Below are 14,003 nucleotides of genomic sequence, written 5' to 3'. Positions count from 1 at the left end.
GGTGACCATCGTCACCAGCCCCTTCCGTCTGCTCCTTGCTACCGTGGAGACAACCCGACGAGACGCGCCGTACCGGGACAGGCAAAGACGACGCACCCCCTGTTGATTCCTTCACGGAGGTGCCCCATGGCCTGGGTCCTGCTGGTCGTCGCCGGTCTGCTCGAAGTCGGCTGGTCGGTCGGTATGAAGTACACCGAGGGGTTCACGCGGCTCGTGCCCAGCGTGCTCACCGGTGCCGGCATCGTCGCCAGCATGCTGCTGCTGTCGTATGCCGCGAAGACGCTCCCCATCGGTACCGCGTACGGCGTCTGGGTGGGCATCGGCGCGGCCGGAGCGGCGGTGTACGGCATGGCGGTGCTCGGTGAACCGACGACCGCCGCCCGGATCTTCTTCGTCTGTCTGCTGCTGGTGGCGGTGGTCGGGCTGAAGGCGACCTCCGGTCACTAGCAGCCGACCACTACCTCAGCAGCACACCGGCTACGGGAAGTCCCCGAACGTCGTCCCCGTGCTCCCGACCCCGCCGTCCCCGGTGGTGCCGCCCGTGCCGCCGTCCGTCGTCGCGCCGCCGTCCCCGGTGGTACCGCCCGTGCCGCCGTCCGTGGTCGCGCCGCCGTCGGTCGTCGTGCCGCCGGTGCCGGTGGTGCCGCCGCCCGTGGTGGTGCCACCGCCGTCGGTGGTCGTACCGCCGGTGTCGGTGGTGCCCCCGTCGGTGGTGGTGCCGCCGTTGTCCTGGCCCTGGGTGCCCGGTGTCTCCTCGCCGCCGGTGGTCGTACCGCCGTCCGTGGTGGTGCCGCCCGTGGCGGTCGCGTCCTCGTCGGGGTCGGCGGACGGGAGCTCCTGCTCCTCGGCGCCGTCCTGGAGGTTCAGGTCGAAGTCCTTGACCGCGACCCCCTTCAGCGCGGCCTTCGTGTACTGGGCCCAGATCTGCGCCGGATACCCGCCGCCGTTGATACGGGCCTGCCCGAGCGCCCCGTACAGCGACTTGTGGGCGCCGGTGTCGGGGTCCTGGCCCATCACGGCGACGACCGTGGCGAGGTTCGGGGTGTAGCCCGCGAACCAGGCCGCCTTGTCGTCCTCCGCGGTGCCCGTCTTGCCCGCCACGGGACGCCCGGCGGCCTGCGCGGCCGTACCCGTACCGCCCTCGACGACGCTCTGCAGGATCGACGTCGTCGTGTCGGCGGACTCCCGGCTGACGGCCTGCTCGGTCGCCTGCTCCGGCAGCTTCACATCCTCGGAGCCGTCCTTGGTGACCTTCTCGATCATCGTGTACGTGCCGTGCTTGCCGTGGTTGGCGAGGGTCGCGTACGCCTCCGCCATGTCGAGGACGCTCGCGGTGGCCGTGCCGAGCGCGATGGACGGGGACGCGTTCAGGTCGGGGGTGTCGGCCGGGATGCCCAGGTCGACGGCGGTCTGCTCGACCTTCGCGGAGCCGACGTCCACGGCCATCTGCGCGTACACGGAGTTGACGGACTTGTCGGTGGCGGTACGGACCGGGATCTGGCCGTACGAGACCTGGTCCTCGTTCTCCGGGGCGTACGTGCCGCCGTCCCAGCCCTGCACGGGCCGCTTGTTCGTGCCGTCGTAGACGGTGTTCGGGGTGATCGTGCGGCCGTCCTGGGTGACCGAGTCGTTCTGCACGGCCGAGGTGAACACGAACGGCTTGAAGATCGAGCCGACCTGGTAGTCCCGGCGCGTGGCGTTGTTGTAGTACTGCTTCGTGTAGTCGATGCCGCCGTACATCGCGAGGACCTTGCCGGTCTTCGGGTCGATGGAGGCGCCGCCCGCGCGGACGTAGTTGTCGACCTTGCGGTTCTTCTTGTCGAGCTCGTCCATCACCTGGTCGTCGACGGCCTTCACGAAGGCGTCCTGCTTGGGCTTCTGCAGGGTGGTCGTGATGCGGTAGCCGCCCGCGTTCAGCGCGTCCTCGCCGAGGATCTTGTTGTCGGCGAGGTAGTCGTTGACGGCCTTGACGATGTAGCCGCGCTGGCCCGACATGCCGGCCGCGACCACCGTCTCCTTGGGCGCGGGGAACTCGACGCCGGCGCGCTCCGACTCGCTGATCCACTTCTTCTTGACCATGCCGTCGAGCACGTAGTTCCAGCGGGCCAGCGCGGCCGGCTTGTTCTCGGGGTGCGCGACGACGTCGTACTCGCTCGGCGCGTTCAGGAGCGCCGCCAGGTAGGCGCCCTGTCCGGCCGACAGGCCCTTGGCGTCGACGCCGTAGTAGGCCTGGGCCGCGGCCTGGATGCCGTACGCGTTGCGGCCGAAGTAGCTGGTGTTGAGGTAGCCCTCAAGGATGTCGTCCTTGCTCTTCTCCCGGTCCAGCTTGATGGAGATGAAGAACTCCTTCACCTTCCGCGTGACCGTCTGCTCCTGGGCCAGGTAGTAGTTCTTCACGTACTGCTGGGTGATCGTCGAGCCGGACTGCTTGCCCTTGCCGGTCGCCGTGTTCCAGCCCGCGCGGAGCATCGCCTTGGGGTCGACCGCGGACTCGGTGTAGAAGTCGCGGTCCTCGGCGGCGAGCACCGCGTGCTGGGCGTCCTTGGAGATCAGGGACAGGTCCACGTTCTCGCGGTTGACCTCGCCGTCGCGGGCGAGCTGGCTGCCGTCCGCGTACAGGTAGACGTTGCTCTGCTTGATCGCGGTCGCGTTCGCCGACGGGATCTTCACCAGGTAGTAGCCGAGCGCGAACGCGCCGACGAGCAGCAGGATCACGCCGACGAACGTGCCGAGCACCATCCGCCAGGTCGGGATCAGCCGCCTCCAGCCGGTGCGCTTGGGCCGCTTGGCCTTCTTGGTCTTCCCGGCCTGCTCTGACCGCTCGCCCTGCTCGGACTGCTCGCCGGGTGCGGCGTCCGCGTCGACGGACGCCGCCGTCAGCGCGACGGTCGCGTCGTCCCGCGGCTCCGGGCCGTCCGGCGACCCGCCCGATGCGCCCGGTGTGTCCGGGCCGTCCGGCGACCCGCCCGGGGCCGCCGGTGCCGCCGATGCGGCCGGCGCCGTGTCCGGTGAGGCCCCCGACGGCTTCCCGGGGCTGCCCGGCTCCCCAGGCTTGCCCGGTGTGCCCGGTGTGCCCGGTGTGCCCGCCGAGGCGGAGTCGGGATCTCTCGGTGCCCAGCCCTCGCTCGGCTGCTGCGGCTGCGGCTGGTCGTTCATCTTGTGCCGTGCTCCCGTTTCACGTCGTACGTCTGGTACGCCCTCGTACGCCTGCTGCGCCCTCCCTTGAAGACTGTCCCATCCGGCGAATCGTTCCCAGTGTGTGGCACGCGTCCCGGGAGAAAATGCCTGGCACGCGGCCCCGACCCCGGACTAGGCTCCAGCGCTTTGGCTCAGAACGGCTGGAGAGGGTTCGTGGTGCGGGCTTGGAGGTTGTACGCGGCCGTCGCGGCGGGCGGGTTCCGGCGGTACGCGACCTATCGGGTGGCCACCGCCGCGGGCGTGTTCACCAACACGGTCTTCGGGCTGATCCTGGCGTACACGTACATCGCGCTGTGGGACGAGCGGCCCGGGCTCGGCGGCTACGACCAGGCCCAGGCGGTGACGTACGTGTGGGTGGGGCAGGGGCTGCTGGCGGTGGTCGCGGTGATGGGCGGCGGCTTCGAGGACGAGCTGATCGAGAGAATCCGTACGGGTGACATCGCGATCGACCTCTACCGGCCCGCGGACCTCCAGGCCTGGTGGCTGGCGGCGGACGCGGGACGGGCCGCGTTCCAGCTGCTGGGGCGCGGGGTGGTGCCGATGGTGTTCGGCGGGCTCGTCTTCCAGCTCGCGCTGCCCGCGGACGCCTGGACCTGGCTGGCGTTCCTCGTCGCCGTGGCGCTGGGGGTCCTGGTGAGTTACGCGATCCGCTATCTCGTGGCGCTGGCGGCGTTCTGGTTCATGGACGGGGCGGGGGTGCAGCAACTGGCCGTCCTCGCCGGGTTGTTCTTCTCCGGGATGACCCTGCCGCTGAACGTCTTCCCGGGCGCGCTCGGCGAACTGGCCCGCGTACTGCCCTGGTCGGCGCTGATCCAGACCCCGGCGGACGTGCTGCTGGGGGAGCGCACGGGCTTCGCGCTGCTGCGGACGTACGCCTTCCAGGCCGCCTGGGCCGTCGGGCTGCTGGCGGTGGGCCGTCTGGTCCAGTCGGCGGCGACACGGAGGGTGGTGGTCCAAGGTGGCTGACCTGAGGGAGAAAACCGGCTCCGGTACCGGCTCCGGCAGCGATACCGGTTCAAGCTCCGGCTCCGGCTCCGGACCCGATACCGGCTTCGGGTCCGCGCCGACGTACGCATCGCGGCTGGTGGACGGGTTGCGGGCGTACCGGCTGATCGCCTGGATGTGGATCCGCTCGACGATGGCGTACCGCGCCTCCTTCGCGATGACCCTCTTCGGCAACTTCGCCGGGACCGTCCTCGACTTCGTCGCGATCCTGCTGATGTTCTCGCGCGTCGACCAGCTCGGCGGCTACTCGCTCGGCGAGGTCGCGTTCCTGTACGGGCTGTCCACCGCGGCGTTCGGCGTCGCCGACCTGACGCTCGGCTCGATGGACCGGCTCGGGCAGCGGGTGCGGGACGGCACGCTCGACACCCTGCTCGTACGCCCCGCGCCGGTGCTCGCGCAGGTCGCCGCCGACCGGTTCGCGCTGCGGCGCCTGGGCCGGATCACCCAGGGGCTGCTGGTCCTCGGGTACGCGCTCACCGTGGTCGACATCGACTGGACCCCGGCGAAGGTATTGCTGATGCCGGTGATGGTGGCGAGTGGGGCCGCCATCTTCTCGTCGGTGTTCGTGGCGGGCGGGGCCTTCCAGTTCGTGGCGCAGGACGCGTCCCAGGTGCAGAACTCGTTCACGTACGGCGGCACCACGCTGCTGCAGTATCCGCCGACCGTCTTCGCGAAGGACCTGGTGCGCGGGGTGACCTTCGTGCTGCCGCTGGCCTTCGTCAACTGGCTGCCCGCGCTGTACGTGCTCGGGCTGCCGTATCCGCTCGACCTGCCGCGGTGGACCGCGTTCCTGTCGCCACTCGTGGCCGTCGTCTGCTGCGGGCTCTCGGGCCTCGCGTGGCGGGCGGGCCTTCGTTCGTACCGCAGCACGGGGAGTTGACCGCACATGAAATCCACTCACGCGGACACCGGCGTGACCGACTCGGACCTGGACGCCGACTTCATCAGTCTCGACGGCGTGGAGAAGGTCTTCGACGTACGCAAGAAGACCGGCTTCCTGCGCAGTGAGCGGCGGCAGGTGCGGGCGGTCGACTCGATCTCCTTCACCGTGTCGCGCGGCGAGATGGTCGGCTACATCGGGCCGAACGGCGCGGGCAAGTCCACCACCATCAAGATGCTCACCGGCATCCTCACGCCCAGCGGCGGGCGCCTGCGTGTCGCGGGCATCGACCCCTCCCGTGAACGCACCCGGCTCGCCCAGCGCATCGGCGTGGTCTTCGGGCAGCGGACCACCCTATGGTGGGACCTCCCGCTGATCGACTCGTACCGGCTGATGCACCGCATGTACCGGATCCCGGACGCCCGGTACGCGCAGAACCTCGACCGGTGCGTCGAACTCCTCGAACTGGGCGAACTGCTGGACGTGCCCGTACGGCAGCTCTCGCTCGGGCAGCGGATGCGCGGGGACATCGCGGCGGCGCTGCTGCACGACCCCGAGGTGCTGTACCTCGACGAGCCGACGATCGGGCTCGACGTGGTCAGCAAGGTGCGGGTGCGGGAGTTCCTGCGGGACCTCAACGCGGAGCGCGGCACGACCGTGCTCCTGACGACCCACGACCTCTCCGACATCGAGCAGCTGTGCCGGCGGGTGATGGTCATCGACCACGGACGCCTGATGTACGACGGTCCGCCCGCCGGGCTGCACGAGGTCGGCGAGAGCGAGCGGACACTGGTCGTGGACCTGGAGCGCGAACTCCCGCCCATCGACGTGGAGTCGGCGCGGGTGGTGAAGGTCGAGGGGCCCCGGCAGTGGCTCGCCTTCCCGGCGGCGCAGTCGGCGGCGCCGCTGGTGGCGCGGATCGCGGCGGAGTATCCGCTGGTCGACCTGTCGGTGCGGGAACCCGACATCGAGGCCGTCATCAGCCGCATGTACGCGGGGAAGGCAACCTCGTAGGCTGCTGTCCATGACGGACGAACTCCCGGCCGAACCCTCCGCCTCGCTCCCCGAGTTGCGCGCCTCCGACGCCGACCGCGAACAGGTCGCCGAAGTGCTGAGGGACGCCCTCGCCGAGGGCCGCCTGGACATGGCGGAGTTCGAGGAGCGGTTGGAGTCCACGTACAAGGCGCGTACGTACGGGGAGTTGGAGCCGATCACCCGCGATCTGCCCGCGGCGGGCGTCCCGGCCCCCGCTCCCGCCGTGTCGATGGTCAAGCGGCCCGCGGGCGCCGTCGGTACGGGGGACTGGGCGAGCCGGATCGTCGGCGGTGAGGGTACGTCCCGGTGGGGCGTCGCGGTCATGTCGGGGTTCGAGCGCAGGGGGCGCTGGACCGTGCCGAAGCGGTTCAACTGCTTCGCGTTCTGGGGCGGCGGTGTCGTGGACCTGCGCGAGGCGAACTTCGCGGACGGCGAGGTCGTGGTCAACTGCGTCGCCGTCATGGGCGGGTTGAACGTGGTCGTACCGCCGGGGGTCGAGGTCGTGGTCCGCGGGATCGGGATCATGGGCGGGTTCGACCACGGTCAGGAAGGTGTGGCGGGGGCGCCGGGCGCTCCGCGGGTCGTCGTGACGGGGTTCGCGTTCTGGGGCGGGGTGGGGGTGGAGCGGAAGCTCTCGAAGGCGGAGCGGCTGCGTCTGCGGGAGGAGCGGCGGCGGGAGAAGCTTGAACGCAAGGCCGCGCGACGGGACGAGCTGGAAGCGGGCCTGGACTGAGGGGGGTTCCCCCTCATGGCCCCCTGCGCTTCCGCGGGTTGTTCGTCGTCTGCGGGTGCGTCGTGGCTGGCCGCGCAGTTCCCCGCGCCCCTTGAAAGCTCGTGCCTCGGCTGCGGGACGGTGGGGGTTGCTCGCGCCGTTCCCCGCGCCCCTGAAGGGGCGTAGTCCCTGCTTGGGGGCGCGGGGAACGGCGCAGTCTCTTGGCTTTTAGGGGCGCGGGGAACTGCGCGGCCAGCCACGACGCACCCGCAGACGACGAACAACCCGCGGAAGCGCAGGGGGCCATGAGGGGGAACCCCCCTCAGTCCAGGCCCGCTTCCAGCTCGTCCCGTCGCGCGGCCTTGCGTTCAAGCTTCTCCCGCCGCCGCTCCTCCCGCAGACGCAGCCGCTCCGCCTTCGAGAGCTTCCGCTCCACCCCCACCCCGCCCCAGAACGCGAACCCCGTCACGACGACCCGCGGAGCGCCCGGCGCCCCCGCCACACCTTCCTGACCGTGGTCGAACCCGCCCATGATCCCGATCCCGCGGACCACGACCTCGACCCCCGGCGGTACGACCACGTTCAACCCGCCCATGACGGCGACGCAGTTGACCACGACCTCGCCGTCCGCGAAGTTCGCCTCGCGCAGGTCCACGACACCGCCGCCCCAGAACGCGAAGCAGTTGAACCGCTTCGGCACGGTCCAGCGCCCCCTGCGCTCGAACCCCGACATGACCGCGACGCCCCACCGGGACGTACCCTCACCGCCGACGATCCGGCTCGCCCAGTCCCCCGTACCGACGGCGCCCGCGGGCCGCTTGACCATCGACACGGCGGGAGCGGGGGCCGGGACGCCCGCCGCGGGCAGATCGCGGGTGATCGGCTCCAACTCCCCGTACGTACGCGCCTTGTACGTGGACTCCAACCGCTCCTCGAACTCCGCCATGTCCAGGCGGCCCTCGGCGAGGGCGTCCCTCAGCACTTCGGCGACCTGTTCGCGGTCGGCGTCGGAGGCGCGCAACTCGGGGAGCGAGGCGGAGGGTTCGGCCGGGAGTTCGTCCGTCATGGACAGCAGCCTACGAGGTTGCCTTCCCCGCGTACATGCGGCTGATGACGGCCTCGATGTCGGGTTCCCGCACCGACAGGTCGACCAGCGGATACTCCGCCGCGATCCGCGCCACCAGCGGCGCCGCCGACTGCGCCGCCGGGAAGGCGAGCCACTGCCGGGGCCCCTCGACCTTCACCACCCGCGCCGACTCCACGTCGATGGGCGGGAGTTCGCGCTCCAGGTCCACGACCAGTGTCCGCTCGCTCTCGCCGACCTCGTGCAGCCCGGCGGGCGGACCGTCGTACATCAGGCGTCCGTGGTCGATGACCATCACCCGCCGGCACAGCTGCTCGATGTCGGAGAGGTCGTGGGTCGTCAGGAGCACGGTCGTGCCGCGCTCCGCGTTGAGGTCCCGCAGGAACTCCCGCACCCGCACCTTGCTGACCACGTCGAGCCCGATCGTCGGCTCGTCGAGGTACAGCACCTCGGGGTCGTGCAGCAGCGCCGCCGCGATGTCCCCGCGCATCCGCTGCCCGAGCGAGAGCTGCCGTACGGGCACGTCCAGCAGTTCGCCCAGTTCGAGGAGTTCGACGCACCGGTCGAGGTTCTGCGCGTACCGGGCGTCCGGGATCCGGTACATGCGGTGCATCAGCCGGTACGAGTCGATCAGCGGGAGGTCCCACCATAGGGTGGTCCGCTGCCCGAAGACCACGCCGATGCGCTGGGCGAGCCGGGTGCGTTCACGGGAGGGGTCGATGCCCGCGACACGCAGGCGCCCGCCGCTGGGCGTGAGGATGCCGGTGAGCATCTTGATGGTGGTGGACTTGCCCGCGCCGTTCGGCCCGATGTAGCCGACCATCTCGCCGCGCGACACGGTGAAGGAGATCGAGTCGACCGCCCGCACCTGCCGCCGCTCACTGCGCAGGAAGCCGGTCTTCTTGCGTACGTCGAAGACCTTCTCCACGCCGTCGAGACTGATGAAGTCGGCGTCCAGGTCCGAGTCGGTCACGCCGGTGTCCGCGTGAGTGGATTTCATGTGCGGTCAACTCCCCGTGCTGCGGTACGAACGAAGGCCCGCCCGCCACGCGAGGCCCGAGAGCCCGCAGCAGACGACGGCCACGAGTGGCGACAGGAACGCGGTCCACCGCGGCAGGTCGAGCGGATACGGCAGCCCGAGCACGTACAGCGCGGGCAGCCAGTTGACGAAGGCCAGCGGCAGCACGAAGGTCACCCCGCGCACCAGGTCCTTCGCGAAGACGGTCGGCGGATACTGCAGCAGCGTGGTGCCGCCGTACGTGAACGAGTTCTGCACCTGGGACGCGTCCTGCGCCACGAACTGGAAGGCCCCGCCCGCCACGAACACCGACGAGAAGATGGCGGCCCCACTCGCCACCATCACCGGCATCAGCAATACCTTCGCCGGGGTCCAGTCGATGTCGACCACGGTGAGCGCGTACCCGAGGACCAGCAGCCCCTGGGTGATCCGGCCCAGGCGCCGCAGCGCGAACCGGTCGGCGGCGACCTGCGCGAGCACCGGCGCGGGGCGTACGAGCAGGGTGTCGAGCGTGCCGTCCCGCACCCGCTGCCCGAGCCGGTCCATCGAGCCGAGCGTCAGGTCGGCGACGCCGAACGCCGCGGTGGACAGCCCGTACAGGAACGCGACCTCGCCGAGCGAGTAGCCGCCGAGCTGGTCGACGCGCGAGAACATCAGCAGGATCGCGACGAAGTCGAGGACGGTCCCGGCGAAGTTGCCGAAGAGGGTCATCGCGAAGGAGGCGCGGTACGCCATCGTCGAGCGGATCCACATCCAGGCGATCAGCCGGTACGCCCGCAACCCGTCCACCAGCCGCGATGCGTACGTCGGCGCGGACCCGAAGCCGGTATCGGGTCCGGAGCCGGAGCCGGAGCTTGAACCGGTATCGCTGCCGGAGCCGGTACCGGAGCCGGTTTTCTCCCTCAGGTCAGCCACCTTGGACCACCACCCTCCGTGTCGCCGCCGACTGGACCAGACGGCCCACCGCCAGCAGCCCGACGGCCCAGGCGGCCTGGAAGGCGTACGTCCGCAGCAGCGCGAAGCCCGTGCGCTCCCCCAGCAGCACGTCCGCCGGGGTCTGGATCAGCGCCGACCAGGGCAGTACGCGGGCCAGTTCGCCGAGCGCGCCCGGGAAGACGTTCAGCGGCAGGGTCATCCCGGAGAAGAACAACCCGGCGAGGACGGCCAGTTGCTGCACCCCCGCCCCGTCCATGAACCAGAACGCCGCCAGCGCCACGAGATAGCGGATCGCGTAACTCACCAGGACCCCCAGCGCCACGGCGACGAGGAACGCCAGCCAGGTCCAGGCGTCCGCGGGCAGCGCGAGCTGGAAGACGAGCCCGCCGAACACCATCGGCACCACCCCGCGCCCCAGCAGCTGGAACGCGGCCCGTCCCGCGTCCGCCGCCAGCCACCAGGCCTGGAGGTCCGCGGGCCGGTAGAGGTCGATCGCGATGTCACCCGTACGGATTCTCTCGATCAGCTCGTCCTCGAAGCCGCCGCCCATCACCGCGACCACCGCCAGCAGCCCCTGCCCCACCCACACGTACGTCACCGCCTGGGCCTGGTCGTAGCCGCCGAGCCCGGGCCGCTCGTCCCACAGCGCGATGTACGTGTACGCCAGGATCAGCCCGAAGACCGTGTTGGTGAACACGCCCGCGGCGGTGGCCACCCGATAGGTCGCGTACCGCCGGAACCCGCCCGCCGCGACGGCCGCGTACAACCTCCAAGCCCGCACCACGAACCCTCTCCAGCCGTTCTGAGCCAAAGCGCTGGAGCCTAGTCCGGGGTCGGGGCCGCGTGCCAGGCATTTTCTCCCGGGACGCGTGCCACACACTGGGAACGATTCGCCGGATGGGACAGTCTTCAAGGGAGGGCGCAGCAGGCGTACGAGGGCGTACCAGACGTACGACGTGAAACGGGAGCACGGCACAAGATGAACGACCAGCCGCAGCCGCAGCAGCCGAGCGAGGGCTGGGCACCGAGAGATCCCGACTCCGCCTCGGCGGGCACACCGGGCACACCGGGCACACCGGGCAAGCCTGGGGAGCCGGGCAGCCCCGGGAAGCCGTCGGGGGCCTCACCGGACACGGCGCCGGCCGCATCGGCGGCACCGGCGGCCCCGGGCGGGTCGCCGGACGGCCCGGACACACCGGGCGCATCGGGCGGGTCGCCGGACGGCCCGGAGCCGCGGGACGACGCGACCGTCGCGCTGACGGCGGCGTCCGTCGACGCGGACGCCGCACCCGGCGAGCAGTCCGAGCAGGGCGAGCGGTCAGAGCAGGCCGGGAAGACCAAGAAGGCCAAGCGGCCCAAGCGCACCGGCTGGAGGCGGCTGATCCCGACCTGGCGGATGGTGCTCGGCACGTTCGTCGGCGTGATCCTGCTGCTCGTCGGCGCGTTCGCGCTCGGCTACTACCTGGTGAAGATCCCGTCGGCGAACGCGACCGCGATCAAGCAGAGCAACGTCTACCTGTACGCGGACGGCAGCCAGCTCGCCCGCGACGGCGAGGTCAACCGCGAGAACGTGGACCTGTCCCTGATCTCCAAGGACGCCCAGCACGCGGTGCTCGCCGCCGAGGACCGCGACTTCTACACCGAGTCCGCGGTCGACCCCAAGGCGATGCTCCGCGCGGGCTGGAACACGGCGACCGGCAAGGGCAAGCAGTCCGGCTCGACGATCACCCAGCAGTACGTGAAGAACTACTACCTGGCCCAGGAGCAGACGGTCACGCGGAAGGTGAAGGAGTTCTTCATCTCCATCAAGCTGGACCGGGAGAAGAGCAAGGACGACATCCTTGAGGGCTACCTCAACACCAGCTACTTCGGCCGCAACGCGTACGGCATCCAGGCCGCGGCCCAGGCCTACTACGGCGTCGACGCCAAGGGCCTGTCGGCCGGACAGGGCGCCTACCTGGCGGCGCTCCTGAACGCGCCGAGCGAGTACGACGTCGTCGCGCACCCCGAGAACAAGCCGGCCGCGCTGGCCCGCTGGAACTACGTGCTCGACGGCATGGTCAAGAAGAAGTGGATCAGCGAGTCGGAGCGCGCCGGCGTCGAGTTCCCCGCGCCCAAGGAGACGGTGGTCGCGGCCGGCATGTCGGGCCAGCGCGGCTACATCGTCAAGGCCGTCAACGACTACCTCGCCGACAACAAGATCCTCGGCGAGGACGCGCTGAACGCGGGCGGCTACCGCATCACGACCACCCTGCAGAAGCCCAAGCAGGACGCCTTCGTGAAGGCCGTCGACGACCAGGTGATGGACGAGCTCGACAAGAAGAACCGCAAGGTCGACAACTACGTCCGCGCGGGCGGCGCCTCCATCGACCCGAAGACCGGCAAGGTCCTCGCGATGTACGGCGGCATCGACTACACGAAGCAGTACTACAACAACGCCACGCGCCGGGACTACCAGGTCGGCTCGATCTTCAAGCCGTTCGTGTTCACCTCGGCCGTGCAGAACGACTCGGTCACCCAGGACGGCCGCACGATCACCCCGAACACCGTCTACGACGGCACGAACAAGCGGCCCGTGCAGGGCTGGGACGGCGGCACGTACGCCCCGGAGAACGAGGACCAGGTCTCGTACGGCCAGATCCCGGTCCGTACCGCCACCGACAAGTCCGTCAACTCCGTGTACGCGCAGATGGCCGTGGACGTCGGCTCCGCGAAGGTCGAGCAGACCGCCGTCGACCTGGGCATCCCGGCCGACACCCCCGACCTGAACGCGTCCCCGTCCATCGCGCTCGGCACGGCCACCGCGAGCGTCCTCGACATGGCGGAGGCGTACGCGACCCTCGCCAACCACGGCAAGCACGGCACGTACACGATGATCGAGAAGGTCACCAAGGACGGCTCCGAGGATGTGAAGCTGCCGGAGCAGGCGACCGAGCAGGCCGTCAGCCGGGAGTCCGCCGACACGACGACGTCGATCCTGCAGAGCGTCGTCGAGGGCGGTACGGGTACGGCCGCGCAGGCCGCCGGGCGTCCCGTGGCGGGCAAGACGGGCACCGCGGAGGACGACAAGGCGGCCTGGTTCGCGGGCTACACCCCGAACCTCGCCACGGTCGTCGCCGTGATGGGCCAGGACCCCGACACCGGCGCCCACAAGTCGCTGTACGGGGCGCTCGGGCAGGCCCGTATCAACGGCGGCGGGTATCCGGCGCAGATCTGGGCCCAGTACACGAAGGCCGCGCTGAAGGGGGTCGCGGTCAAGGACTTCGACCTGAACCTCCAGGACGGCGCCGAGGAGCAGGAGCTCCCGTCCGCCGACCCCGACGAGGACGCGACCGCCACGGGCGGCACCACCACGGACGGCGGTACGACCACCGGCGGCGAGGAGACACCGGGCACCCAGGGCCAGGACAACGGCGGCACCACCACCGACGGGGGCACCACCGACACCGGCGGTACGACCACCGACGGCGGTGGCACCACCACGGGCGGCGGCACCACCGGCACCGGCGGCACGACGACCGACGGCGGCGCGACCACGGACGGCGGCACGGGCGGTACCACCGGGGACGGCGGCGCGACGACGGACGGCGGCACGGGCGGCACCACCGGGGACGGCGGGGTCGGGAGCACGGGGACGACGTTCGGGGACTTCCCGTAGCCGGTGTGCTGCTGAGGTAGTGGTCGGCTGCTAGTGACCGGAGGTCGCCTTCAGCCCGACCACCGCCACCAGCAGCAGACAGACGAAGAAGATCCGGGCGGCGGTCGTCGGTTCACCGAGCACCGCCATGCCGTACACCGCCGCTCCGGCCGCGCCGATGCCCACCCAGACGCCGTACGCGGTACCGATGGGGAGCGTCTTCGCGGCATACGACAGCAGCAGCATGCTGGCGACGATGCCGGCACCGGTGAGCACGCTGGGCACGAGCCGCGTGAACCCCTCGGTGTACTTCATACCGACCGACCAGCCGACTTCGAGCAGACCGGCGACGACCAGCAGGACCCAGGCCATGGGGCACCTCCGTGAAGGAATCAACAGGGGGTGCGTCGTCTTTGCCTGTCCCGGTACGGCGCGTCTCGTCGGGTTGTCTCCACGGTAGCAAGGAGCAGACGGAAGGGGCTGGTGACGATGGTCACC

The 14,003-nt window shown here is 70.6% G+C and carries 12 protein-coding genes and 2 riboswitches; of the genes, 6 read left to right on the top strand and 6 right to left on the bottom strand.

Annotated features, from left to right (window positions below; all coding sequences use genetic code 11):
- Positions 1-26: 26 nt before the first annotated feature.
- A riboswitch (guanidine-III (ykkC-III) riboswitch) is annotated at positions 27-97 on the top strand.
- 29 nt (positions 98-126) lie between these two features.
- Positions 127-447, top strand: coding sequence for a multidrug efflux SMR transporter (locus ACFWGJ_RS32530; RefSeq protein WP_189775160.1), 321 nt, complete (start codon positions 127-129; stop codon positions 445-447).
- Positions 448-477: 30 nt separating this feature from the next.
- Here ACFWGJ_RS32530 and ACFWGJ_RS32525 read toward each other — a convergent pair whose 3' ends face one another.
- Positions 478-3,156, bottom strand: coding sequence for a transglycosylase domain-containing protein (locus ACFWGJ_RS32525; protein ID WP_387331831.1), 2,679 nt, complete (start codon positions 3,154-3,156; stop codon positions 478-480).
- A gap of 198 nt (positions 3,157-3,354) precedes the next feature.
- Here ACFWGJ_RS32525 and ACFWGJ_RS32520 point away from each other — a divergent pair, with 198 nt between their 5' ends.
- The 4 genes from ACFWGJ_RS32520 to ACFWGJ_RS32505 all read left to right on the top strand — a co-directional run bounded on the left by ACFWGJ_RS32520 (position 3,355) and on the right by ACFWGJ_RS32505 (position 6,851).
- Positions 3,355-4,164, top strand: a complete 810-nt coding sequence (locus ACFWGJ_RS32520; RefSeq protein WP_387331837.1) for an ABC transporter permease — start codon at positions 3,355-3,357, stop codon at positions 4,162-4,164.
- A gap of 115 nt (positions 4,165-4,279) precedes the next feature.
- Complete coding sequence (locus ACFWGJ_RS32515) at positions 4,280-5,083, top strand: ABC transporter permease (protein WP_387331839.1); 804 nt, start codon at positions 4,280-4,282, stop codon at positions 5,081-5,083.
- A 6-nt stretch (positions 5,084-5,089) separates the two neighbouring features.
- Positions 5,090-6,097, top strand: coding sequence for an ATP-binding cassette domain-containing protein (locus tag ACFWGJ_RS32510; RefSeq protein WP_387331833.1), 1,008 nt, complete (start codon positions 5,090-5,092; stop codon positions 6,095-6,097).
- 10 nt (positions 6,098-6,107) lie between these two features.
- The gene (locus ACFWGJ_RS32505) at positions 6,108-6,851 is read left to right on the top strand and encodes a DUF1707 domain-containing protein (RefSeq protein ID WP_387331835.1); all 744 of its coding nucleotides are present in this window, start codon (positions 6,108-6,110) and stop codon (positions 6,849-6,851) included.
- 301 nt (positions 6,852-7,152) lie between these two features.
- Here ACFWGJ_RS32505 and ACFWGJ_RS32500 read toward each other — a convergent pair whose 3' ends face one another.
- From ACFWGJ_RS32500 to ACFWGJ_RS32485, 4 genes are all read right to left on the bottom strand, one after another.
- Positions 7,153-7,896 (bottom strand): DUF1707 domain-containing protein, encoded by a 744-nt coding sequence (locus ACFWGJ_RS32500; protein WP_387331835.1) that lies wholly within the window; start codon positions 7,894-7,896, stop codon positions 7,153-7,155.
- 10 nt (positions 7,897-7,906) lie between these two features.
- Positions 7,907-8,914, bottom strand: coding sequence for an ATP-binding cassette domain-containing protein (locus ACFWGJ_RS32495; protein ID WP_387331833.1), 1,008 nt, complete (start codon positions 8,912-8,914; stop codon positions 7,907-7,909).
- A 6-nt stretch (positions 8,915-8,920) separates the two neighbouring features.
- On the bottom strand, positions 8,921-9,724 hold the full coding sequence (locus tag ACFWGJ_RS32490) for an ABC transporter permease (RefSeq protein WP_387331839.1): 804 nt from the start codon (positions 9,722-9,724) through the stop codon (positions 8,921-8,923).
- A gap of 115 nt (positions 9,725-9,839) precedes the next feature.
- Entirely contained in the window at positions 9,840-10,649 is an 810-nt protein-coding gene (locus ACFWGJ_RS32485) for an ABC transporter permease (RefSeq protein ID WP_387331837.1), read from the bottom strand.
- A 198-nt stretch (positions 10,650-10,847) separates the two neighbouring features.
- Here ACFWGJ_RS32485 and ACFWGJ_RS32480 point away from each other — a divergent pair, with 198 nt between their 5' ends.
- On the top strand, positions 10,848-13,526 hold the full coding sequence (locus ACFWGJ_RS32480; RefSeq protein ID WP_387331831.1) for a transglycosylase domain-containing protein: 2,679 nt from the start codon (positions 10,848-10,850) through the stop codon (positions 13,524-13,526).
- 30 nt (positions 13,527-13,556) lie between these two features.
- Here ACFWGJ_RS32480 and ACFWGJ_RS32475 read toward each other — a convergent pair whose 3' ends face one another.
- Positions 13,557-13,877, bottom strand: coding sequence for a multidrug efflux SMR transporter (locus tag ACFWGJ_RS32475; protein WP_189775160.1), 321 nt, complete (start codon positions 13,875-13,877; stop codon positions 13,557-13,559).
- A gap of 29 nt (positions 13,878-13,906) precedes the next feature.
- A riboswitch (guanidine-III (ykkC-III) riboswitch) is annotated at positions 13,907-13,977 on the bottom strand.
- Positions 13,978-14,003: the final 26 nt, after the last annotated feature.

Source organism: Streptomyces sp. NPDC060205 (assembly GCF_042728395.1).
GTDB lineage: Bacteria > Actinomycetota > Actinomycetes > Streptomycetales > Streptomycetaceae > Streptomyces.
This window is presented reverse-complemented; position numbering and strand designations above follow the sequence as displayed.